The 24,212-nt window shown below is 43.0% G+C and carries 25 protein-coding genes; 4 read left to right on the top strand and 21 right to left on the bottom strand.

Translation table 11 applies throughout. The features are described from left to right. Positions 1 to 150: 150 nt before the first annotated feature. The 7 genes from rplT to ubiG all read right to left on the bottom strand — a co-directional run bounded on the left by rplT (position 151) and on the right by ubiG (position 4,829). A complete protein-coding gene (gene rplT, locus M2R47_RS06400) occupies positions 151 to 507 on the bottom strand; it encodes a 50S ribosomal protein L20 (protein WP_249100585.1) in 357 nt (118 codons plus the stop codon). A 29-nt stretch (positions 508 to 536) separates the two neighbouring features. Then, a complete protein-coding gene (gene rpmI / locus M2R47_RS06395; protein WP_089539557.1) occupies positions 537 to 731 on the bottom strand; it encodes a 50S ribosomal protein L35 in 195 nt (64 codons plus the stop codon). A 166-nt stretch (positions 732 to 897) separates the two neighbouring features. Continuing rightward, a complete protein-coding gene (gene paeA, locus M2R47_RS06390) occupies positions 898 to 2,211 on the bottom strand; it encodes a polyamine export protein PaeA (RefSeq protein ID WP_249100584.1) in 1,314 nt (437 codons plus the stop codon). 90 nt (positions 2,212 to 2,301) lie between these two features. Further along, positions 2,302 to 3,063 (bottom strand): YciK family oxidoreductase, encoded by a 762-nt coding sequence (locus M2R47_RS06385; protein ID WP_249100581.1) that lies wholly within the window; start codon positions 3,061 to 3,063, stop codon positions 2,302 to 2,304. A gap of 36 nt (positions 3,064 to 3,099) precedes the next feature. Then, on the bottom strand, positions 3,100 to 3,276 hold the full coding sequence (locus M2R47_RS06380; protein WP_249100578.1) for a hypothetical protein: 177 nt from the start codon (positions 3,274 to 3,276) through the stop codon (positions 3,100 to 3,102). A gap of 92 nt (positions 3,277 to 3,368) precedes the next feature. Next, positions 3,369 to 4,082, bottom strand: a complete 714-nt coding sequence (locus M2R47_RS06375; protein WP_249100574.1) for an HAD family hydrolase — start codon at positions 4,080 to 4,082, stop codon at positions 3,369 to 3,371. A gap of 9 nt (positions 4,083 to 4,091) precedes the next feature. Further along, positions 4,092 to 4,829 (bottom strand): bifunctional 2-polyprenyl-6-hydroxyphenol methylase/3-demethylubiquinol 3-O-methyltransferase UbiG, encoded by a 738-nt coding sequence (ubiG, locus tag M2R47_RS06370; RefSeq protein ID WP_249100571.1) that lies wholly within the window; start codon positions 4,827 to 4,829, stop codon positions 4,092 to 4,094. 447 nt (positions 4,830 to 5,276) lie between these two features. On the opposite strand from ubiG, the gene M2R47_RS06365 reads away from it, so the two are divergent. Then, positions 5,277 to 5,900, top strand: a complete 624-nt coding sequence (locus M2R47_RS06365) for a thiol:disulfide interchange protein DsbA/DsbL (protein ID WP_249100570.1) — start codon at positions 5,277 to 5,279, stop codon at positions 5,898 to 5,900. A 376-nt stretch (positions 5,901 to 6,276) separates the two neighbouring features. On the opposite strand, the gene yjgA is transcribed toward M2R47_RS06365, so the two are convergent. From yjgA to cysK, 9 genes are all read right to left on the bottom strand, one after another. Then, positions 6,277 to 6,783, bottom strand: a complete 507-nt coding sequence (yjgA, locus tag M2R47_RS06360) for a ribosome biogenesis factor YjgA (RefSeq protein WP_249100568.1) — start codon at positions 6,781 to 6,783, stop codon at positions 6,277 to 6,279. Between the two features lie 47 nt (positions 6,784 to 6,830). Further along, on the bottom strand, positions 6,831 to 7,709 hold the full coding sequence (rapZ, locus tag M2R47_RS06355) for an RNase adapter RapZ (RefSeq protein WP_249100565.1): 879 nt from the start codon (positions 7,707 to 7,709) through the stop codon (positions 6,831 to 6,833). A 15-nt stretch (positions 7,710 to 7,724) separates the two neighbouring features. Then, complete coding sequence (gene panC, locus M2R47_RS06350) at positions 7,725 to 8,570, bottom strand: pantoate--beta-alanine ligase (RefSeq protein WP_249100562.1); 846 nt, start codon at positions 8,568 to 8,570, stop codon at positions 7,725 to 7,727. Between the two features lie 99 nt (positions 8,571 to 8,669). Continuing rightward, entirely contained in the window at positions 8,670 to 9,497 is an 828-nt protein-coding gene (gene panB, locus M2R47_RS06345; RefSeq protein ID WP_249100559.1) for a 3-methyl-2-oxobutanoate hydroxymethyltransferase, read from the bottom strand. Position 9,498: 1 nt separating this feature from the next. After that, positions 9,499 to 9,999, bottom strand: a complete 501-nt coding sequence (gene folK / locus M2R47_RS06340) for a 2-amino-4-hydroxy-6-hydroxymethyldihydropteridine diphosphokinase (RefSeq protein ID WP_249100556.1) — start codon at positions 9,997 to 9,999, stop codon at positions 9,499 to 9,501. Position 10,000: 1 nt separating this feature from the next. Beyond that, on the bottom strand, positions 10,001 to 11,863 hold the full coding sequence (gene pcnB / locus M2R47_RS06335; protein WP_249100555.1) for a polynucleotide adenylyltransferase PcnB: 1,863 nt from the start codon (positions 11,861 to 11,863) through the stop codon (positions 10,001 to 10,003). A 192-nt stretch (positions 11,864 to 12,055) separates the two neighbouring features. Continuing rightward, entirely contained in the window at positions 12,056 to 12,409 is a 354-nt protein-coding gene (locus M2R47_RS06330) for a ComEA family DNA-binding protein (protein WP_249100552.1), read from the bottom strand. Next, positions 12,393 to 13,220, bottom strand: a complete 828-nt coding sequence (mazG, locus tag M2R47_RS06325; RefSeq protein WP_249100550.1) for a nucleoside triphosphate pyrophosphohydrolase — start codon at positions 13,218 to 13,220, stop codon at positions 12,393 to 12,395. The genes M2R47_RS06330 and mazG overlap by 17 nt, the downstream gene beginning before the upstream one ends. Positions 13,221 to 13,292: 72 nt before the next feature. Beyond that, the gene (gene cysK, locus M2R47_RS06320) at positions 13,293 to 14,219 is read right to left on the bottom strand and encodes a cysteine synthase A (protein WP_249100547.1); all 927 of its coding nucleotides are present in this window, start codon (positions 14,217 to 14,219) and stop codon (positions 13,293 to 13,295) included. A 288-nt stretch (positions 14,220 to 14,507) separates the two neighbouring features. Here cysK and M2R47_RS06315 point away from each other — a divergent pair, with 288 nt between their 5' ends. Further along, positions 14,508 to 15,926, top strand: a complete 1,419-nt coding sequence (locus M2R47_RS06315) for a phosphohexomutase domain-containing protein (RefSeq protein ID WP_249100544.1) — start codon at positions 14,508 to 14,510, stop codon at positions 15,924 to 15,926. A gap of 340 nt (positions 15,927 to 16,266) precedes the next feature. Then, entirely contained in the window at positions 16,267 to 16,494 is a 228-nt protein-coding gene (locus M2R47_RS06310) for a hypothetical protein (protein ID WP_249100541.1), read from the top strand. A gap of 129 nt (positions 16,495 to 16,623) precedes the next feature. Here M2R47_RS06310 and parE read toward each other — a convergent pair whose 3' ends face one another. The 5 genes from parE to tyrS form a co-directional block, all read right to left on the bottom strand. Next, a complete protein-coding gene (gene parE, locus M2R47_RS06305; RefSeq protein ID WP_249100536.1) occupies positions 16,624 to 18,522 on the bottom strand; it encodes a DNA topoisomerase IV subunit B in 1,899 nt (632 codons plus the stop codon). Positions 18,523 to 18,847: 325 nt separating this feature from the next. Next, positions 18,848 to 19,453, bottom strand: a complete 606-nt coding sequence (locus M2R47_RS06300; RefSeq protein ID WP_249100532.1) for a glutathione S-transferase — start codon at positions 19,451 to 19,453, stop codon at positions 18,848 to 18,850. A 16-nt stretch (positions 19,454 to 19,469) separates the two neighbouring features. Then, positions 19,470 to 20,072, bottom strand: a complete 603-nt coding sequence (locus M2R47_RS06295; RefSeq protein ID WP_249100529.1) for a YqiA/YcfP family alpha/beta fold hydrolase — start codon at positions 20,070 to 20,072, stop codon at positions 19,470 to 19,472. 201 nt (positions 20,073 to 20,273) lie between these two features. Next, a complete protein-coding gene (locus tag M2R47_RS06290; RefSeq protein WP_249100526.1) occupies positions 20,274 to 21,116 on the bottom strand; it encodes a Holliday junction resolvase-like protein in 843 nt (280 codons plus the stop codon). A 56-nt stretch (positions 21,117 to 21,172) separates the two neighbouring features. Continuing rightward, positions 21,173 to 22,378 carry a tyrosine--tRNA ligase gene (gene tyrS / locus M2R47_RS06285; RefSeq protein ID WP_249100523.1) on the bottom strand — a complete coding sequence of 402 codons (1,206 nt, stop codon included), beginning with the start codon at positions 22,376 to 22,378 and terminating at the stop codon, positions 21,173 to 21,175. 231 nt (positions 22,379 to 22,609) lie between these two features. Between tyrS and gshA the strand changes: the two genes are divergently transcribed. Beyond that, on the top strand, positions 22,610 to 24,190 hold the full coding sequence (gshA, locus tag M2R47_RS06280) for a glutamate--cysteine ligase (protein ID WP_249100520.1): 1,581 nt from the start codon (positions 22,610 to 22,612) through the stop codon (positions 24,188 to 24,190). Positions 24,191 to 24,212 lie beyond the last annotated feature (22 nt).

The following is a 24,212-nucleotide window of genomic DNA, read 5'->3' as shown; positions in this document are numbered from 1 at the left end:
TTTATTCAGACAAAACACGGCTTACTCAACGAGTAGGCCTTTTTTATTGCTTGCTTTTTATCATGTGATTCAAACTGCCTTCATCGTTCAAAAAAATAACCGCAATGGACAAGCATTACGGTTATTTTTCAGCTGTCTTAGCACACAGGATTAAGACAGTGCAGCTTTTGCCTTTTCACAAATGGCAGTAAATGCTGCTGCATCATGCATGGCGATATCAGCCAGAATGCGACGATCAATTTCAATGCTTGACTTTTTCAAGCCATTGATCAGACGGCTATAAGAAAGACCATTCAGACGAGCACCAGCATTGATACGAGCAATCCATAGGCGGCGGAATGAGCGTTTTTTGTTGCGGCGGTCACGATATGCGTATTGACCTGCTTTCATCACCGCTTGTACGGCAACACGATACACACGAGAACGCGCACCATAGTAGCCTTTTGCACGGGCTAGGACTTTTTTGTGACGGCGATTTGCTTGTACACCACGTTTTACACGAGCCATTTTATTCTCCTAAAATTTAAAAATATCTGTTATAGATATGGGCACATACGGCGGATTGATGGAACATCAGCGACATGAACCATCACGCAACCACGCAATTGGCGGATACGCTTAGGAGATTTTTTGGTCAAAATGTGGCGTTTAAACGCTTGTTTACGCTTAAAGCCGTTCGCTGTTTTTTTGAAGCGCTTGGCAGCACCGCGTTTGGTTTTAAGTTTCATAATAACCTCTTTAATAATCATAAGTCTTACGACTTGACGAACCTTTTTGCCATGTATCAAACAGAACAAGCGGAAGGTGGGATGGGTATTATAAAATTACTAAGCATAAATTGCAAGAATTATGTGATTACTGACCATGATTTATGCCTAAGGCAACCCACTTAATCAATCAAATCCACTCTCTATCCGTGGCATCTTCATGCAGGCGAGTAACAAGCACCTGATCAATCTTATAATGATCAATATCCACCACCTCAAATTTTAGGTTTTCGTGCAACACAAAATCAGCAGGTCTTGGGATTTTCCGCAAACGATACATGATAAAACCTGCCAAAGTCTCATAATGATCCCAGTCCTCAAATTCACAGTCCAGTGCATGTCTGACATCATCAATCGGAGTGCTACCATCAATGAACCATGACCGCTCATCTCTTTTGATGATCTGCTGCTCTTCTTCAATGGGCACAACCCAATCCCCCATCACCGTCATCATGATGTCAGACAGAGTAATGATACCCACCACAAGAGCGTACTCATTAATAACAACCGCCAAGTCTTCTTTACCAGCACGAAATTTATCTAAAAGTTCGGAAAGGGTCAATGTATCAGGGATGATCAACACATTGCGAATGGTGGATTCATGGATATTCACTAAGGATTGGTTGTTTAAGATGCGTACCAAAATATCCTTAGTATCCACATAGCCGATCACGCCATCAATACCATCATTACATACAAGAAATTTTGAATAAGGATAATCAGCGATTTTTTGGCGAATGCTCTCCTCGCTTTCACCGAGAGTAAAATACACCACATCCTCACGCACAGTCATTGAAGATGGCACGGTACGCTCTTCTAATTCAAAAACATTTTCGATAAAATGTTGTTCTTGTTGTAATACCACACCCGCCTGCGCTCCTGCATCTACAATGGCGGAAACATCATCAAAAGTAATGTTATCCTCACGAGTGGTATTGACATTAAAAAGCTTAAAAGTCAGATTGGCAATGGCATTGATGACCCATGCCAAAGGCTTGAATATCTTAATGACAGTTAACACTGGATTGATGACCAGCAAAGCAATTTTCTCAGGGTTAATCATTGCAATGCGTTTTGGAATCAAGTCGGCATATAAGATAAAGAGCAGTGTTACCAAAAAAAATGACACAAAAAACGCAATGCTATCTAACCAAGAGCCTTGATAAAACTGCCCAATCAAAGAAATGAAATAAGGTCGCAACGCAACTTCACCGATTGAGCCTCCCAAGATGGCAACAGCGTTCAAACCAATTTGACTGGTGGCAAAAAACTCTGCTGAATTTTCTTGTAGATGCAAAATTTTATCAGCACGCTCGTCCCCATTTTCAGACAAAAGCCTAAGTTTCAACTTCCTTGCACCTGCCAAGGCGATCTCAGAAATCGAAAAAAAACTAGACACCAAGATTAAGATTAAAATTAAAATGATGTGTTGCAATAATTCCACAGAAGCACCCAATTATTGATTAGGCTGAATAAAGATTTTATTTGCAATTTCGACCATATGGCAAAATTAAACCCAGCTCCTAATTAATACTCATTTCGGCTGACAATCCACCACCTGCCCCTTAACACCACTTGATGCATCCGTCATCAGACATACATAGGCACTCATGATTTGCTCAGGTGTCTTTAAGGTGTTTGGGTCCTCACCAGGAAAGGCATGGGCTCGCATGTTGGTTCGAGTCGCCCCCGGATTAATGCAGTTAAAACGCAGCGTGGTCAAACTTTGTGTTTCTTGGGTAAAGATGGTCATCATACCTTCAATCGCTTGCTTAGACAAAGCATAAGCACCCCAAAAGGCACGAGGCTTGGCAACCCCACTGCTGGTAAAGACTATCGAACCACTTACCGACATACGCAACAGCGGCATTAGAGCTTGGGTCAGCATAAACACAGCCGTTGCATTAACACGCATCACCTGCTCAAAAGTGATGGGATCATACATTTCAAGCGGTGTCAGCGCTCCTAAAATGGCTGCATTGTGTAGCACGCCATCTATGCGACCAAATTCTTTTTCAATCAAAGTGGCAAGCTCGTTCATCTGAGCAAAACTGGCCCTTTCTAAGTCCATTGGTAAAATCGCAGGCTCTGGCAAGCCCAAGCTCTCAATCTCATCATAGACTGTCTCCAATTTACTTTGGGTTTTACCAAGCAGTAAGACAGTCGCACCACATTTGGCATAGGTTAAGGCCGCCACCTTACCAATGCCATCGCCCGCCCCTGTTACCAAAATGATTTTATCTTTTAAACATTTTGGCGTGGGCTGATAAGTTAATATGTCGTTAAGTGTCATCATTGTTTAAGTTCGTTCATCAAATTTAATCGGTTGTCTTTACCATTGGGTACAATCTTTAAGCAAGTGGATCAAGGCAGTCATCTCATCAATCAGCACAAAATCCTGTGCTAAGGCGATAACATCATCAGCACCGCCTATTTGTAGGTGTGTCTGACAGTGCGCGCCATCGTAACGCCTAACACAAAACCTAAAAGCTGCTTTGTCATGCCACATCAAATTAATCAAATTCTTAAATTGCTAAAGTGGCACATCAAGACAAGCATGACAAGTTATTGTCTTCATGCACAAACGCAGCAACGCCTTCATCACTCGCCCAGCATTGCCAGCACCCAATCAGCAAGCTCATCAGGCGTATCAATCAGCACATCTGCACCCCATTCGTGCAGATTGTCTTTGTCAGCACAGCTTAGATAGCCAAATTTGGCAACCACTGTGGTCATGCCTGCCAAATTACCTGCCTGAATATCACGAATGTGATCACCCACATAAATGCAATTTTCATTTAAAATTTTCGTGCCAAATCTGGCATTTAGGCGATTAACTGCCAAAAACATCGGTTCAGGGTCGGGCTTGGTATTAATGACATCATCAGGGCAAACCAGCACGCTACAACGATTGTTCAGGTGAAGCTTAGTCAGTAATTGCGTGGCCAAATGGCGTGGCTTATTAGTTACAATCCCCCAAGGCACTCCTTGATTTTCAAGCTTTACCAGCAAACGATCAAGACCATCAAAAAGCCGACTGTCCACACAGATATCCTGCTCATACAGAGCCAAAAATTCTTGACGATAAGCCAGCATTTTTTCATTCGTATCCATCCCTTGTGCCATCTCATCACCAAATATCAGGCGTACCATCGCCCTCGCCCCTGCCGAGACTTGCTCACGAATGTCAGCATCGCTTGGTATTGGCAGGTTGTATTTTTGGCACATCAAACGAATGATGCGAATGAAGTCAGGAGCAGTATCAATCAGCGTCCCATCTAAATCAAACAGCACAGCATTAATCTTTGTCATCATGATGCCCTGTCATGCTTTTTTGGTAAATGCCATCATGTAGTTGACATCAACATTACGATTTGACAGCCAAAAATTTTTGGTTATTGGATTATAATGCAACCCAGTCATGTCAAAACGATCGAAGCCTGCTCTTATCGCCATCTGGTCAAGCTCAGCTGGTGTGATGAATTTGTGATAATCATGCGTTCCTTTATCAACCAAACGCAACACATACTCAGCCCCCACAATGGCAAAAAGATAAGATTTTGGATTGCGATTGATTGTACTCATCACGCACACACCGCCAGGCTTTAATAAAGAAAAACATGCTTGAACAATGGCGGAAGGATTGGGCACATGCTCGAGCATTTCCATACAAGTTATGACATCAAAACTCTCTGGCATCTCTTGGGCAAGCGTCTCAGCCGCTACCGAACGAAATGACACACGGTCCATCATATCGGTTCGCTTAGCGTGAATCTCACCTGCCTTAATATTTTCATCTCCCAAGTCCACACCCAATACGGTTGCACCACGCACCGCCATTGAATGTGCCAAGATACCCCCACCACAACCAATATCCACAACTGACTTACCCAAAAGCGATGAACCTAAATGCTCACATACTTTATCCTCAATCCAATTCAGGCGTAGCGGATTGATGTCATGCAGGGATTTAAAAGCCCCTTGCTTATCCCACCATTCATCAGCAAGGCGAGTAAATTTACCAATTTCATCAAAATCAGCATTTATTGTGGTATTTTGCATGGTTTTTTCCAATATGATGTGGATACTTGATATTTTTGAAGATGGTGTAAGACCGAAAAAAAAAGATTTGGCATGATGCAATAAGGCGAAGCATCCGACTCAAACTTCTGTCAAAATTTTCACGATTAATACTGTCAACTATCTTATCACTTTCAACCAAAATTTGCTACTTATTACCCTTGATAATTACCCATCAATTTTTAGCCCGAACGATGGCAATCCAAAAAATACCAAGCCGAATGTTCACAAAGACCCTGTTGTGCAAAATTAACACAATTTGCAAAGCATGGTTAATAAATCTGTTACCACTTTTTGTAAAAAATGCGTTAAACTATGTCATATTTTTTTAATATTCAAAATCTTTACAAGGTTTGGTAAAATTACACCATTGACCACTTTTACCGATTGCTGAGCAACTTTCCTAAAATTTCTAAGGATGATATTGTCATGAAATACGCCCTAAAACTTGCCACCTTAACCGCAGCGATTGCTTTTGCAGGTCATGCTTTTGCCGCTGATTTTGTCGAAGGTAAAGATTATCAAAAACTCGCCAATCCTGAAAATATCGCAGGTGATGTGATTGTTGTTCGTGAGTTTTTTTGGTACGGCTGTCCGCATTGCTACGCTTTAGAACCACACATGCAAGCATGGGCAAAAACACGCGATAAAGATGTGGCATTTTTTCGCACACCTGCCGCACTTAACCCTGTATGGGAAGTAACAGCTCGGGGTTTTTACGCCGTTCAACAGATGGGTCTAGAAAATAAAACTCATCAAGCTTTATTCGACGCTGTACATAAAGATGGTCAAAGAAGCATCATCGCCAACCAAGAAAATTTAGCAAATTGGTATGCTGAACAAGGTGTAGATAAAGCCAAGTTCAACAATTTTTATAATTCATTCCCTGTCAGCACCAAGATAGAACGCTCTAAAAAAGGTGCAATGCGTTATCAGTTAACAGGTGTGCCTGCCGTGGTCGTGCATGGCAAGTATGTGGTGAATGGCGAAGACAAAAAAGTGACTGAAGTCGTTGATTTTCTTATCAATAAAATACGCGAAGAAAAGAAATAAGCCGATTAATGATGTTAAAGCCTGCTCCATTCGCCAGCAGGCTTTTTAATCACCACAGTGCTTAACGGTCGCTTGTATGTATCATTGAGTTTTTTCGGCGGTCAAACACCACATTGACAGCACCGCCACACGAAAAAGAACATCACAGCACTCCAACTCACCCATCAAATCACCCTAACACCAACTCGACTCAACGCTTGGCATGTCCAGTCATCATAAGACAGGCAACATCATACAAGTTTCAAAAAATCATCATGATGACTTAGTGTATTTAAGTCATGCTAACTTGATTGAAAGATGCTTAACGCACTCAATGTTTCATATGAAACACTCATTCTATAAGGCAACCCATTTTTAATCACAATGGCCTGATAAGTTACAAAGATAAAATCGCCACTTCCTTAATATAGCTTTCAAAGTCCATCACACTCTCAGCCAGCAGCTCCTCATCATTCAAGTGCTTTGCGTATTCAATCCATAGTAACAGCTGATAAATACTATTGAACTCACTGACCTTAAACTGCTTAACGAACTGCTTTATCGTACTTTCATCATTTAAGTTTAGGCGAGTAAACCAAGTTTCAATCTTTGCCATCTGCTCTTTGGTGAATGTCATCTCAAATAATGCTTGAGTTAGAGTATGGCGATTTTCTTCAATGATGAGCTTGCCAATCCGTTTGATTTGGCGGTTTTTCGCCGCAGCACTGCCTATTTCGGACAGATGCTCAAGCTCGTCTAAAAAATAACTACTGACAGGTAAATGTGCCAGCTGCTTTTTTGATAAATTAGCCAACGGTGTTGCCAAAGCTTGTAGGCGTTCGTGGGATTTTTTGATTTCAGTGCGAGACACTCTCATGTCTTGTTTTGACCAATCAATGCTCATGTCAAACCCTCTGGTTGTATTCTAAGTATTTAAAAGTCAGTAGCAGGCTACCAATGGCGTTTCTCACGGTGCTTGATGCGAACTTTAAATTGCGATGGCAAACCTGCCAGTAAAGCCTTTGCTACCATGCTGGCAACATACACCGAGCGGTGCTTACCGCCTGTGCATCCGATAGCAACGGTAATGCTATGGCGATTATTATGGGAAAAATGCGGCAACCATTTAAGCAAATAAGCGATCAAATCATCAGTCATTTCCGCCACTTCATCAAATTCTGCAAAAAAAGATTTCACGATTTCATCTTCCCCTGTTGATGATTGCAGGTGCTCATGCCAATGGGGGTTGGGCAAAATACGCATGTCAAATACCAAGTCCGAATCCAGTGGCACACCATATTTAAAGCCAAAAGACAGTACATTAATGACAATCTTATTTTCCAGTCCCAGACAGTCTCTCACTTTGACTTTGAGTTCATGGACATTAAGTAAGCTTGTGTCAATCTCAATATCCGCAAGATTGGCAACCGGCTCAAGCAAGGCAATCTCGCTGTGAATGGCATCTGGCAAGTTATTATTGGTCGCCATCAAAGGATGGACACGACGAGTAGATCCAAAGCGAGCCACCAGCACGCGCTCTTCAGCGATGGCATACAGCACCGTTACCGCCTGCTCACCATACCCATCTTTCAAACTTTGGTGTAACACGGGAAAGTTTTTCAAATCTGCTTGTGGCAAGCGACTGTCAATCCCCAGGGCAATCTTATGAATACGATCATCCATCGCCAAACGCCTGACAGCATCAAAAGCAAGCGACAGTGGTAAATTGTCAATCACATAAAATCCAAAATCTTCCAAAACATTCAAAATTGATGTTTTACCAGATCCCGAACGACCCGAAACGATGATGATAGACGGCTGTTTATCCATATTTAATCCAGCTTACTAGCAAGTTAGCTCAATTTCCAAGTTATCCAGCAGTCTGGCTCTGCCTACGAACACAGCAATTAACAGTACCAATTTTCTGTCTCCATCTTGAACCGCTTGTAGCTTGTCGTTATAAAGTTCTAGATAGTCTACCTTCAGATTATGAGCTGTCAATTCAGCATGATGCTGTTGAATGATGGTTGGATAATCAGCAATCTTAGCAGTTAAAATTTTAGACGCAATCTTTTGCAAGGTTTGATGAATGATTGGAGCAATCGCTCTTTGTTCTTTGGTCAGATAACCATTTCTCGAAGACAGTGCCAAATGGTCATCCGCCCGCACAATTTGTGCTGCGATGATTTCAACATTAAAGTTTAACTCATCATTTAGTTGACGAATGATTGCCAGTTGCTGATAGTCCTTTTTACCAAAAACCGCCACATCAGGACGCACGATATTAAACAGCTTAGAAACCACAAGCCCCACTCCATCAAAGTGCGTGGGACGAGTTTTTCCGCACAATATTTTAGTAAGACCACCGCTTAATACCTGAATGTTTGGTGGATAAACCGGATACATTTCTTGAATGCTGGGTGAAAAGACAAAGTCAGCATTGGCATTTTTAAGCTTGAGGCAGTCTTCATCGAATGTGCGCGGATAGTTTTCGAAATCTTCGCCCGCACCAAACTGTATCGGATTCACAAAAATACTCACAACCACAACATCAGCATGTTTTTTGGCAATGTTCACAAGCTCAATATGCCCATCATGCAAGTTACCCATCGTTGGTACAAGTGCGATTTTTTTGTCTCGCATGGGGCGTAATGCAGATTGCAATTGAGTAATGGTATCAAATACTTTCATGAACTCTTCTCATTTTAGATTAAAATTTCTATCATGCCAAATCGCTGCGTCAGGTCAATTAAATACCACTTGTTGAAATTGGCGGTCTTATTCTTTCGTTCAAAAAGCATGCTCAACACTGGGGAAGTGTCGGTTTTTGACTGCTTGATGATAAGTGATGAACGCCCCCAGAATGTCACCCGTCTTATTAGCATCATCTTTTAGAAAATCTTTCACAAATTTAGCAGGCTTGCGTGTGTACACACCCAACATGTCATGCATCACCAAGACCTGTCCATCACAGTCCACCCCCGCCCCAATGCCAATCACGGGCACAGCAAATGTTTGGGTTACCTGCCTAGCAAGCCATGCTGGAACACATTCAAGCAAAATCATGCTTGCCCCAGCATCTACCAAAATCTCACAATCTTTCAATAGCTTATCAGCTTGCTCTTGCGTCTTTCCCTGCACTTTATAGCCCCCCAACACATTGACAGATTGAGGTGTCAATCCCAAGTGCACACAAGTTGGTACGCCATTTTTCGTTAAGACTCTCACAATATCAGCAAGTTCGCCATCACCCTCAATCTTCACCACATTCGCCCCTGCCTGCATGACCGCACGAGAGCTTGCGATGGCGTCATGGATGGTAGCATAGCTCATGAATGGCAGATCAGTCAAAATCAAGGCATGCTGATTGGCATTGGCGACATTTTTTGTGTGATAGACCATGTCATCGACTGTGACAGGTAAGGTTGATTCTCGTCCCTGAACGACCATCCCCACACTATCACCAACTAAAATCGCATCAATATTAGCAATCGCCATCAAATGAGCAAAAGACGCATCATAGCAAGTAAGACAACTGAATTTCTCACCAGATGCTTTAAATTTATTCAATGTTGATAAAGTGATACTGGCTTTGGGTTTGTCAGTCAAATAAGTCATATCAATCCTTTAATCTCATCAATCCCGTCTCGTCTTTTGCCAGTGGTAAATCGGCGATGATCACACCATTAATAGATACAGCGGGGTTGAGTTCGCACAATGGCACCAGCACAAAATTACGCTCTAGGATTCCTGCGTGTGGTATGATCAGCCGTTCATGATTCAACACCTTGTCACCATAGAGCAACAAATCAATATCAAGACAGCGCTCCCCCCAGTGCCTAAGTCGCACTCGACCTGCATCATTCTCTAGACCCTGACAAAAATCAAGTAAGGCTAAGGGCTCAAGCGTAGTCTTAGCCGAAAGCACTGCGTTAATAAAATCTGGCTGATCAACCACCCCAAAAGGCTTTGAGGAATATAGCGATGATAGACGAACCTGACAAAACCGTTCATCGCTTGCCAGTGTATCAAACACCGACAGAATATGATCCCTAGGACTGCCCATATCATTGGCAATATTCCCCCCCAGGCCCAAATAAATCTGCGTCCAGTAAGTCATCTCATGACTCCTTCGCTCTGGGTTTGGCATTGGATTTTCTATGGCGTTTTTTGGTGAGTGTGTCATCTTTTGGTGATTGGGTCGTAGCTTTTGCCGACCGTCGCACCGCTTTAGTCTTGATGCGTTCAGCCTGTGATTTCACAACTTTTGCCTTGGGTGATTTTCTTGTCAATTCCTCTTTGGCAATCTTGGCATCAGCAGACAACATCTCCTCAGTCAAACCCTGCTCACGCTCCTTGATGGATAGGGACGATGATGGCTGACGCTTGCGATAACGACTGGCAGGAATGTACGGTTCATCATTTTCTAGCAACTTTAAAAAGTCTGCATCTGTTAGAGTTGTCGGCTCGATGAGTGGTGGCGACGGTTGTTGGTGCAGCCTGAAAGCCTTGTCTTTCTCATTGGCTTTACTGGGTAAAAAAGCTTTAGCATTTTCCACCACAAATAGTGGCTCTGGTGCACCAAATCCATCAGAATCCATGCTGGCAGACAGCTTATGTAATTGCAAAAGCTCATCATTAATCGCAACACGCTTACGACGAGAACGAGAGGCCATTCCTGTGGCACTACCACCATTAGCAAATGATTCTATCATCATGGCTTGATGATGCCCATCAGCATTTTGATAATTCTGCCACCATGCTGCCATGCCATTGGTTGACTCAGACAGCTTGCAATCTTCATGTTTTTCCCTCATGATGAGAAAATCAAGTGCGGCACGGAATTTGGGATGTCGCTCAAGAGTGGTGATATCACGCACACGAGGATTGGCAAGCTTTGGTTGCATCAACCAAATGCTGGCGATGAAATCTTCAGCAAATTTAGGAATGGCGGTTTTTTGACGCTGCATGTCAATCACTTTTGTCGCAGCCTTAGCTTGCGCCTCATGAAAAGGCAAACCTTTTTTCTTGAGCTTGGCAAGCTGATGCAGATAGTTTTCCCAAAGAAGCACCGCATAAAAAAACGCAGGATTAACACCCTTACCATCACTCACACGATGATCGGTATTGATGGCAACTGCATTCATTAAGGCTGTTGGTGCATCTGGTGCGTACGCCATCAAATGCTTCATTGCCCCATACTCAAACAAAACTGGCAGCAATGATGCAAGATATCCACCACAAAACATTTTTTGCGTTTCGTCATACAGACGATGAGCAGAAACTTGCTCCAACAACGCCCAATTATCCGAATGAAACTGACCAGACAGCTCTTCATCAAAACAAAAATCCAACTTTGCCTTAAAACGCAAGGCTCTAAGCAGGCGAACAGGATCTTCCTCAATACGAACTTTGGCATCACCAAGCAGTCTTAGCGTACCACTTTTTATGTCGTCTATCGCACCACAAAAATCAAGCACCTCACCATCTATCGGCTGATAATACAACGCATTAATACTAAAATCTCGGCGTGCAAAATCTTGATTGATGTCGCCCCAGACATTATCACGCATGATCATACCTCCATCAGTAGTATGAGCATCATCTTTTGGGGGAGCACGAAAAGTCGCCACCTCAATCGTCTCTCTGCCAGAGTAAACATGAGCCAACTGAAAGCGTCTGCCAATGATACGACAACGCCCACCAAAAATCGCCTTGATCTCGTGCGGTCTGGCACTTGTGACAGCATCGAAGTCCTTGGGTGCAAGTCCAAGCATGCCATCACGCACACCACCGCCTACGACATACGCCTCAAAGCCTGCCCTCGTTAGTGTACCAACCACCTCAACGATACTGTGTGGCAAGGCAGATCTGCTCAATCCAAGCGATCGATCTGCATACACTGCCAGCGATTGGCTTTTTTTGGATTTCTTCGATCTGCTTGGCTTATTTGATTTACCAAAGTTCGCAGGCCTTTGTGCCATGTCGAAAATTCTCCTTGACAGCTAAATTCAATACTTAATGCAAGAACATCAAGCCAAATCATCTATTGTAACCGTTATTGACAAAAAAAGCGACATGAGTCACTTTATTGAGCATGCCTTTTCACAACCTTCTTGACCAGATGACTGTTCATATCATCAGATCGGCAATATAACCAACCAAAACTTGCATCATCACGGAGCAACACTCAGACGATGGCGATTTTTTTCTAAAGTCGCCTTTCCAATACCCTTAACCTGCATCAGTTCATCGACACTGACGAATCGCCCCACTTGCCTACGATACTCAACGATACGCTCGGCGGTATTGATACCAACACCTGACAGGCTGGTAAAGTCGCTGGCAGTGGCGGTATTGATGTTCAAGCGCAAGGCTTGCTTTTTGGTGCTTGCCTGATGCTTCATCATTGCCTGATACGCACTACTGGCATCAAAATGACATTGCTTTGGCTCATCAGCTGCCATGCTCATTTGACTAAAAAAGCTTGATAAGATAACTGCCGTACAGCTGTTAATGATCCAGTGCATGCTTGGCTTGGTTCCAATAGTGATCCATTTGTGCCAAATCCACATCATCAAAAGATTTGCCAATGCTTATAAGAGATTCTTCCACAAAAGCAAAACGGCGTTTGAATTTGGCATTTGTTGCCTGCAATGCCATTTCACCATCCACCCCCAAGTGCCTTGCCACATTTGCAAGTACGAACAGAACATCGCCCAGCTCGCCTGCCACCTTGGCTTTTTGCTCAGCAGTCAGCTTATCAGCTTTATAATCAAATTCATCATTGGGCAGTTCAGCCGTCAATTCATTCAACTCTTCGGTCAATTTTTGTAGAACCCCACCCAGATTTTGCCAATCAAACCCCACTGTGGCAGCAGCGGATTGTAAATTTTGAGCGGTATTGAGTGCTGTACCAGGTTTCACATCAGACAGCAGGCGTTTGGGTTTGTCTTTATTTTCAATACGCTTGATTTCCTCCCAGCGGCGTTTGACCTCTTCATCAGTACGAACAGTTTCTTTATCAAAGACATGTGGATGGCGACGAATCAGCTTCTGCTGTAGATGGTGAATCACTTCACTCATGCCAAATCGACCCTGCTCTTCATATAAGTGTGCATGAAAAATGACTTGTAGCAGCACATCGCCCAATTCGCCCTTAATGTCTTCATCAGCCATCACACCGCCATCATCCATACTAATGGCATCAATGAGCTCAAAAACCTCTTCGATGGCATACTTTTGTAGGGATTGGTTGGTTTGCTTAGCATCCCAAGGGCAATCTTTGCGTAGGCGTGCCATGAGTTGCAATAAATCAGAAAATTGGTCGGTTGGAGTCATTACTTGTGATCAATCAATAATAAAAACCCTATTATACAAGATAATAGGGTTTGTTGTTGTGAAATTCGCCATTTATTGTGCCAAATCAGCAAACAATGCAGTAGATAAATAACGCTCGCCTGATGAGGGAATCACCACCACGATGTTTTTACCAGCATTCTCTGGGCGATTGGCAACTTGCAAGGCCGACCATACTGCCGCTCCTGCTGAAATGCCCACCAAAATACCCTCTTTTGATGCCATCGCTCTTGCGGTCTCAAAAGCATGCTCAGTGGTTACCGTAATGACCTCATCATAAATGGCTGTATTAAGAATGCTTGGTACAAAACCTGGTGCCAAGCCTTGTAATTTATGGGCACCTTTTTCGCCACCACTAAATACTGGTGAATCACTTGGCTCTACGGCGACGATTCTAATCGCTGGGTTTTTAGACTTTAAAATCTCACCCACACCTGTGATTGTGCCACCCGTCCCAATGCCTGCGACCACAATGTCCACTTGACCGTCCGTATCACGCCAAATCTCCTCGGCGGTGGTTTCACGATGAATTTTTGGATTGGCAGCATTATCAAACTGGCGTGGCATGAAATAACCATGTTCACTTGCCAACTCATTGGCTTTGGCAATCGCTCCCCCCATGCCATCAGCAGCTGGGGTAAGCACCAATTGTGCTCCATAAGCACGCAATAAAGCACGACGCTCCAAACTCATGCTCTCAGGCATGGTAATGATCAAGCGATACCCACGAGCAGCAGCGACCATCGCAAGACCAATTCCTGTATTACCAGAAGTCGCTTCAATGAGCGTATCACCTACCTTCAATTCACCTGCTTCTTCTGCTTCGTTAATCATTGATAAGGCAATGCGATCTTTTACCGAGCTGGCTGGATTAAAATATTCTAACTTGGCGAATATGTGAGCATCGCTGGTATTTAGAGCATGCAGCTTGACCAGTGGCGTATTACCAATGAGATCGGTGATGTTATTTGCAACATTCATGGGCTTTTCCTTAATGGGATAAACTGCTGACAGTATAACAAACTTGACTGGATTTTTATAGCGATATTTTTATGCGTTTTTGGCATAATCATGACACACATGCCGTCATTTGCCTATTCATCATGGTTGTGATTGACAGTTTTTACCACTCAATCCAATTAACTTCACGCACTCTTAACCACCCCCTCGTTACATGATGATAAATTTTACCCCCCCCATCTCTCTTAGTATCGTCAAATTGTGCTAAAATTTGACTCTCTTATTGTTAGTTTTTTATTGAGAATTTCCATGACACAATTCGCCCCCATTTGCATCACTTGTTTTAAAGCCTACGATGTGCGTGGCGAGCTTGGCACGACCCTAGATGAATCCATTGCCTACCGCATTGGTCGTGCATTTGCCCAAACTTTATCCAAAACCGCCAATACGGACACACCGACCATCGTCATCGGTAGCGACATTCGCCCATCAAGCGACAAGATTAAAGCCGCCACCATCTTAGGCATGACAGATGCTGGCGTTGATGTGATTGATCTGGGCATGACTGGCACAGAAGAAGTGTATTTTGCAACCAGTCATTATCAAGCCATCGGTGGCATTGAGGTTACCGCCAGTCACAACCCCATCAATTACAATGGTCTAAAAATGGTGCGTGAAAACTCCCGCCCCATCAGTGCCGATACAGGACTCAAAGAGATTCAAACGCTTGCCGAAAGTGGCGATTTCACCATCATGCCAGCAGGAAAAGTCAGTCATGCGACCGATAAAACCGCTTATATTGATAAGTTAATGAGCTTTATCGACATCACCAAACTTACCGCCAAAAAAATCGTCATCAACAGCGGCAATGGCTCAGCAGGACCTGTGGTTGATGCCATCGAAAATCGTCTGGCATTCACACCGATTGAATTGATAAAAATTCATCACACGCCAGATGGCACCTTTCCAAATGGCATTCCCAATCCCATGATCATCGCCAATCAGCAAGCCACCAGTGATGCCGTATTGACACATGGTGCAGACTTTGGCGTGGCGTTCGATGGGGATTTTGATCGGTGTTTTTTATTTGACGAGCACGGTCGATTCATTGATGGCAGCTATGTGGTCGGCATGCTTGCCGAAGCCTTTTTGCAAAAACACCCCAATCAAACCATCGTTTATGATCCACGAGTGGTTTATAACACCCAAGATGTCATCATGCGTCTAGAAGGCACACCTGCTTTGAGTAAATCTGGGCATTCATTCATCAAACAAGTCATGTGCGAAACGACTGCAATCTATGGCGGAGAGATGTCAGCACATCACTACTTTAAAGAGTTTTTTTATTGCGACAGTGGCATGATTCCTTGGCTGTTAGTGACTGAATTACTCTGCATCACCGACAAATCACTGTCTGAACTGGTCGATGATTACATCGCCAAATTTCCAAGCTCAGGCGAGCTTAATTTTCGCTTAGATGGCATGACCGCAGATGACATCATCATCAAGCTTGAACAACAATACAGCAATCTCAACCCCACCAAAAACACCCTAGATGGTCTAAGCCTTGATTTTGGTGAATGGCGGTTTAATCTGCGATCAAGCAATACAGAACCACTGATTCGCCTTAATGTTGAAACTCGTGGCAATCAGACTTTATTGACAGCCAAGATCAATGAAATTACCACCGTATTGACCACCTGTGGTGCGGTGCGTGCCGATTCTTAGTTCATCATCAAGCCAAATAAAAAATACCCCATGCTCATAAGCACAAAATGGGGTAAAATTCATCAAAAATATTGTAACACGATGATTTTATTAGGAATTTTTTTATTGACTTTAAAAAATTATTTTAATACAATGTCAGTGCATCATCAGTATCAAAGATGATGTATCTTGACTTCAACACAATAAGGACTTTGAAATGAATAAGCAGTTACCATACTTTAAGAAAACACCCAGCTTCAAGCAAGCTTTGATGAGTCTTGGGTTGATCTTCATTGCCACTGGTGAATTTGGTCGGTAATGTCTGTAATGTTTATTTTTCGACAAAAATATGGAGATGATCATGACAAAAAATAGCATTTTTTTGACCATAAAGGTTTTCATGGCAATACTATGGACGGCGATGCTTGCTTGGATTTGCATGATGCAATATTCAAATCATCTAGATCTTAAAATCATACAACTCACCATTGACACCAACGAAGTCAAAAGACAAATCGCAGACAAAGACGCACGACGCCAAGCAGAACTCAAGGAAGAACAGCAGAAAAAGACCAAGGAAAATTCTTAAAACATCTCATAAAACATCCTTAATGTCATGCAAAACACCATGCCAGTCATGCTTGATTGGCATGGTGTTTTTTAATGATGTTTTGATACTTTTAACATTCAAAACTCATGATGGATCATCAAGCGTCATTCATGCCGATAAATCCGCCAAATCCCCCTTGGCTTCCAGCCATAGCTTACGATCAGATGCTCGCTTCTTGGCAAGTAGCATGTCCATCACACCCTGAGCTTGCGTCCAGTCGTCCAAATCAAGCTGTACCAGTCGACGCGTATCAGGATTCATGGTCGTCTCACGCAAGTGCTCAGGATTCATCTCCCCCAGACCTTTAAAGCGAGTAATTTGGGGCTTGCCTTTGGCTTTTTGCAAAATCACATTCAACTCCTCATCATCAAGAGCGTAATGCACTTCTTTACCCACATCTATGCGGTATAAAGGCGGCATCGCCACAAACAAATGCCCCGCCTCCACCAGTGCTCTAAAATGTCTGACAAACAACGCACAAATCAAGGTCGCAATGTGCAAACCGTCTGAATCCGCATCCGCTAAGATACAAATCTTATCATAGCGAAGCTCAGACAAATCGTCACTGGCAGGGTCAACACCAATCGCAATGGCGATGTCATGAATCTCTTGGCTAGCAAGCACCGTGTCGTGCGATACTTCCCATGAATTAAGAATCTTGCCACGCAAGGGTAAAATCGCCTGAAAATGTCGATCTCTTGCCTGTTTGGCAGAGCCACCTGCCGAATCACCCTCAACCAAGAACAACTCAGCACCATCTTTTAAATCACCCTTGCAATCAGCCAGCTTGCCTGGCAAAGCAGGTCCTTGTACGATTTTTTTGCGTGCAACTTTTTGGGCTGATTTTAGGCGTCTGCCCGCATTGGCAATGGCAAGCTCGGCAATGGCCTTGGCAGTATCTGGATTGGCATTCAGCCATAAGCTAAATGCGTCCTTCGCAAGCATCTGTACAAGTGGTGCAGCCTCTCGGCTAGAAAGACGCTCCTTAGTTTGCCCACTAAATTGTGGTTCGGCAAATTTCAGCGATAAAATGAAATTAACCCCGCTCCAAACATCGTCGGCGGTCAAGCGAACATTTCTTGGTAGCAGGTGATGAATTTCACAAAACTCACGCAACGCATCTGTAAGCCCTGTACGAAGCCCATTGACATGCGTTCCCCCTTGGGCGGTGGGAATCAAGTTAACATAACTTTCACCAACTGGCACACCGCCATCAGTCGACCATGCGACTGCAAAAGTCGCCCCGCCTCGCTCGCCTTGTTTTGGCTCTGAACTAAAATAAAATGGCGGTGTTGGCAAAAATTCAAAGTCGCCAAGTTGCTCAGTCAAATACTGCACCACGCCATCTGAATATTGCCAACTTTCACTATCAGACGGCTCAATTTCACTGATGAAATCAATTTTTAGACCAGCAGACAATACCGCTTTGGCTTTTAGATTGTGTTTTAAAGCCTTAATGGAAAATTTTGGATGATCAAAATACCGCTCGTCCACCCAAAACCGCACTTGCGTGCCTCGCTTTTTTTTGATGGCACTTGGACGATGTGTCAAAGGAGCGACAGGAACCCCATGGTCAAAATTCATCTCATATTCCACGCCGTCTCGCCAAACGATGACCGACACTTTCTTGGATAAAGCATTGACCACACTGATGCCCACGCCATGCAAACCTCCCGAAATGGCGTAATTGTCCGTGCTAAACTTACCCCCTGCATGCAGGCGAGTCAAAATCAATTCAATGCCTGATTGCTGAAATTCTGGGTGAATGTCAGTAGGCATGCCACGCCCATCATCAAGCACCGATAATGAACCATCAGCATGTAAAGTAATGCTGATGTTTTTGGCATGTCCTGCCAATGCTTCATCCACCGAATTATCGATGACTTCTTGGGCAAGATGGTTAGGTCGAGTTGTGTCGGTATACATGCCAGGGCGACGGCGAACAGGCTCTAGCCCCTCTAAAACTTCCAGATTCTGTGTTGTGTAATTTTTGGATTGTTGGGTCATATTGTCATGGTTAATTTGGTCAAAATGATCGGCTATTGTAACCGATTTTAGGAAGCTTGGAAATGTTAGGTTTCATCTAAAGACATTAAAAATATGCAGTTATAGACTGCCCCTTTTGATTTTTGGCAATCAACATCGTCTTTTACTGATGACACTCACATAGCCAAGCAGGATTCATCTTTTTTTGGGGGGTCGGCTTAACTTACCATCAAACCCCAAAAAGGCTACATCAGTAACAAGCCCATCATCTAAGTTGGCTGGTTTTTATTATTTTTAGCATCGTCATAAAACCAAGCCCACTCTTAAAAAACAGTGCTTTTTTAGATCATTCAATCGTGATGTCAGATACCTTACTTGGTTTGGATTCTAGTGAGTCAGCGTTCAGTTTTTGCATAAGTGGGCTTTGATGAAACTCATAAACCGCCTGCTGATTTGCATCGCTAAGCGTCTCAAACACCTGTGGCAATCTTATACCAATCCAAATCAAAGCACACAGTAGCACCTTGTCCGCTAAAGATGGGGCATTTGCCGACAATATGGGCAGTTTTGGCAGAGTGTCTTTTAATAATTTGATTGATCGATCTACCAAAGGATGGGCATCTTGTCCTTCTAAGGAGAATCGTTGAAGCGAGAACGCACGCACACCTTGTGCCAATATTCCAAATGCCTTAGCCATCTGTGGCAAATCATGAGCATGCCTGACATACAACTGTGGGGCAATCGCCTGAATGATGAGTGGCGTCTCAGTGATGGTCTCGCCTGTCTGTAGCACCAAAGCTGGCACTTGGCTAAAAGAGTTGATGGTGGTCAACTCGGTAGGATTTTCCCAAGGCATGACAAAATTTAGTGCCAAGTCCACCTGCTCTGATTTGGCAATCATGAGTAAAATGCGAGTATAAGGAGAGGTGGTACTCAGATATAAGGTATTCATAATCAACACTCCAGCATTAATCAAAAAATGATGAAATCCATGCCAATACCTGCCCTACCTGGCAGTCATAATCACTCATGCGATGATCGCCACCTTCTTGGGCGATGACACTCACGCCATGAGTTTCGCAGAATATCTTGGTGGCATGTGCGTCAAGTAGCTCATCGCCCATTTTTAACAAAACTCTGATTTTGCTAGGATTTTTTAGAATTAAGCGATGGGCTTCAAACCACGCCAAATCACCAAGTTTGACCTCCCAGCCACCTGTCGTACGATAAATCACAGATTCATCATTGAGATGACCTCCATCACAATGATCGCTTAAAAAGCGTCTGAATGACAAGTCAGGACGGATACTTGGATTTAACAAAACCGCAGGAGTACCTGTCATGTCAGATAACAGTGTGGCAAAATACCCACCTAACGATGAACCGATCAGCACACACTCGGCATTGCCCTGAATGAGATTTAAAATCTTGGCAACCACCTTGTCAGGCGGGCAGTTCAAATCAGGACGAATGGTGCGAATGCCTAGCGATTCGGCATGCTTAGCGGTAATGACGGCTTTATTAGCATCAGGATTGGCATCTAGGCCGTGTAAATAAATGATGGTTGGCATAAGATTTCCTTGTTTTTTATGAATGGCACAAACCCATCACCAAAAAATATTTCAAGTACCCTTGCCATGCAAAGTACATGAATCAACAGCCGCCCTTTATGGCTATGGCAGGCGGTATTGTAGCACTTGATATAGATTACCCTTGTAATGGTGGTAGATGCCTGTTTGGATGGATATGTTCATTTTATTTTCAATAATACATCAAGGCTCTATTTTTCCCAATTTTTTCAAACGAGAAACAATTCCGCCACGATTTCTTTTATGTAATTGCATTAACTCTGTAATATCCAACCCTTTATCAAAATATTCAATTAACATTTCTTCTTCTTGGGCTGTCCATTTTTCACCTTGACGAGTTAAGTTGGTTTTTGTGTCTTTATGATTGAGTTGCATATTATCAGAAATTACCACAAATGGCACATCATTGCTATCTTGTATTTGGGTGGTTTTAAATGATATTTTTCCACGATTAATAACTTCCTTTAATATTTCTTGGCGTTTATTTAATTTGGCATTGCCTGTTTTCACTTCCAAAAAGACAACCTCAACATCATCAATATCAACTTCGCCATCTGCACATCGATGCAAATTATGAAAAATCAAATAATCAATCGGTTTTCCCAAAAATTGACAGTCAGCAGGACTATAAGAAAATCCTGCCAAAAATGGTACGAATTGTTCAGAAATTTGTCCTTTAATAACATTGCGTTGCGTATTGGTAGAGCGTTTTTGAGCAAGTTTAATTTCTTTATCTAAATTCACTTGAAAATCTGCTTGCTGCTTAATTAGCTGTTGTTCTAAATTGGCTATTTTTAAAGCCTTATCTTGAATTTCTTTTTGTAAATCTTCTAATAACTGTATTTTTTGTGAATAAAATCCATCTTTTAGACGAATAATTTCATCTTTAAGGTTTACAATTTCTTTTTGATATTTTTCATTGTCATCATGCTTAACATACTCATGATTGCTTTTCCTGTTGATCAATAAAACGGCAATAATTAAAAGAACAACAACGCCAATCAGCCAAATCAACTCTTGTGACATGATTACTCCATTAAAAAAGCAATACGCCAACCCCACACAGATTGGCGTATCTTATGCTAAACAACACTCACCCTAGCAAACGCCTTCTTCCCTGCTTGCACCACAACAACAGCTCCTTTTCCTAGGGCAAAATCAGCCCCAACTACCGCTCCGTCCACTTTGACCGAACCATTTTTTAGAGCATCTTTGGCTTGTGCAGAGTTTTTGACCAATCCTGCTTGATTTAACAGTTGAGCGATGAACAGCTTATCTCCATCAATGGTGAGCGTAACTTCTGGCAGATCAATCGGCAATTCACCGTCGGCCAGGCGATTGCCTGCTGATCTATGGGCGTTTTCGGCAGATTCTTTGTCGTGAAAGCGTTCAATAAGCTCGTAAGCAAGGATTTTTTTGATTTCTTGGGGATTGCGACCATTTGCCATTTCATCAAGCAAGGCATTGACTTCACCCATTGGTTTAAAGCTCAAAAGTTCAAAATAGCGACCAATCAGCGTATCTGGTATTGATAAGATTTTCTGATACATCACGCCTGCAGGCTCACTAATACCAATGTAGTTGCCAAGCGATTTACTCATTTTTTGTACACCGTCAAGCCCTTCTAAAATCGGCATTGTCATGCACACCTGTGGCTCTTGATTGTAGCGTGCCTGTAATGTTCGCCCCATCAAAAGGTTAAAGGTTTGGTCGGTACCACCAAGTTCTACATCGGCACGCATTGCCACGCTATCGTAACCTTGGACAAGCGGATACAAAAATTCGTGAATGGCGATGGGCGTTTGGCTCTCATAACGCTTGGAAAAGTCGTCTCTCTCTAGCATTCTTGATACAGTAAGCTGACTTGCCAAGCCAATCATATCGCCTGCACTCATCTTGCCAAACCATTCAGAGTTAAAGACGATTTTGGTTTTATCTTTATCTAAAATTTTAAAAACTTGCTCGGCATAGCTTTTGGCATTGGCTTTGACATCTTCTTCGGATAAAGGTGGGCGAGTGGTATTTTTGCCTGTGGGGTCGCCAATGCGAGCAGTATAATCACCAATCAAAAATAGTACTTCGTGTCCTAAATCTTGAAAATGACGCAGTTTATTAAGCACGACCGTATGTCCCAAGTGTAAGTCAGGAGCGGTGGGATCCATACCCAGCTTGATACGCAAGGGGCGGTTTTGTGCAAGTTTTTTTAACAGGTCTTCTTCTGAATAAATCTCAACCACGCCACGCTTTAAGAGTAGCAGTTGTTCTTGAGGCGATAAAAAAGTTGCCATGACTCACCTTTAAAATGTAATAAAAATCGCCCTAGTATAGCAAAAATTTCATCTTGAAAAAATGACAAGTAGCAGATTTTCTTTTGCCATTACGAACGCTTAGGTCTATAATAGGTAACTTAGTCGCTAACTTTTTGTCGGTGTCTAAGACTTCACACAAAATCAGCACCATCTCAACACTCATGTCCGAGCATTACTAAGACATTTTTAGGCACGATTTGAGGAAATTTTATGACAATTCACACCTTTATGTTGCCAAGCTGGTTTACGCCAAATTTGGTTGCAGGCATGCAACGAGGCATCGAAAAAGAAGGGCTTCGTATGCAGCCTGATGGTCATGCCGCCAAGACTTTTCACCCCATCAAACTTGGCTCAAAACTCACCCATCCTTATATCACAACCGACTACTCCGAAAACCTGTTAGAACTGATCACCGAACCAAAGCCAACGATCAAGGAAGCGTTGGACATGCTCAAAGATCTGCATTTGCTCGTGCATCAAAGCCTAGAAAATGATGAACTGATGTGGCCAATGTCGATGCCGTGCATGCTTTCAGATACTGACAGCGACATACCTTTGGCCGACTATGGCACAAGCAACATTGGCAAACTCAAGACTCTCTACCGCCTAGGGCTTGGCGTGCGATATGGTCGCAAAATGCAAACAATCGCAGGTCTACACTACAATCTTTCGGTAGGTGATGACTTGTTCGGTCAATGGTTTAAACATGCCAACGACACAAACAATGCTCAAAATGAGAATGCAGATTTTACTCAGTTTAAAAATGCCAAATACCTCGGATTAATCCGCAATTTTAAACGATTAACACCGATTGTACTCTACCTTTTAGGTGCAAGCCCCACGGTGTGCGGCAGCTTTTTAAGTGGGAGAAAGCACGATCTGATCCCATTTGGTGATGGTTGTGGCTATCACCAACCCAATGGTACCAGTCTAAGAATGAGTAAGCTTGGCTACACCAACAGTGCCCAAAAAGATTTGGACATTCGCTACAACGATCTAAACGAATACATCGCAAGCTTGCGTCGTGCAATCAGCACACCTTTTGCTGACTTTGCCAAGATTGGCATTGATGATAAAGATGGCAACCCATTACAAATCAACAGCCACATTTTGCAGATTGAAAATGAATTTTATAGTCCGATTCGTCCAAAACAGGTAACCAAATCTGGAGAATCCCCTACTGCCGCCTTGGCAAGTCGTGGCATTGCCTATGTAGAATTCCGAGCCATTGATCTTGATCCGTACAGCGACATTGGCATCACGATGTCGGCAGCGTGCTTTTTAGAGATATTGGCATTATATTGCCTACTGACCAACTCACCGCACTTGCACCAAGTCGAAGAAAAACGCCTACAAGACAACATTGACGCCATCGTTAACCATGGTCGTGCTGACGGTGTGAAGATTATCGATGATTGTGGCACTCAGGTAAATTTTCACTCTTGGGTCATTCATCATCTCAATCAAATGCAAGTGATTGCTGATGCCTTTGATGCTTATCATGGTGGCAATGAATACCGCTTAGCATTGGCACTGATGCAAGATAAAGCAAAAAATACCGCATTGACACTCTCAGCTCAAATTGAGGCGGATAGCATGCGTTTGGGCAACACTTGGGCATTGGGTAAGATGCTGGCTCAAAAGCATCAAAAAGAGCTATTAATGCACACACTTAGCCATGCAAAAGAGCAGCATTTTGATCAAGTCGCCCAACAATCACGACAAGATCAAGCAGCAATCGAGGCGGCAGATATGGTTGATTTTTATGATCATATTCAAGCCTATCGTTAGACTTTCATGAAAATTTTTAAAT

It is taken from the genome of Moraxella oculi, assembly GCF_023336735.1.
Classification (GTDB): Bacteria; Pseudomonadota; Gammaproteobacteria; order Pseudomonadales; family Moraxellaceae; genus Moraxella; species Moraxella oculi.
Note: the sequence above shows the minus strand (reverse complement) of the source record. Positions and strands in the feature narration are given on the sequence as shown.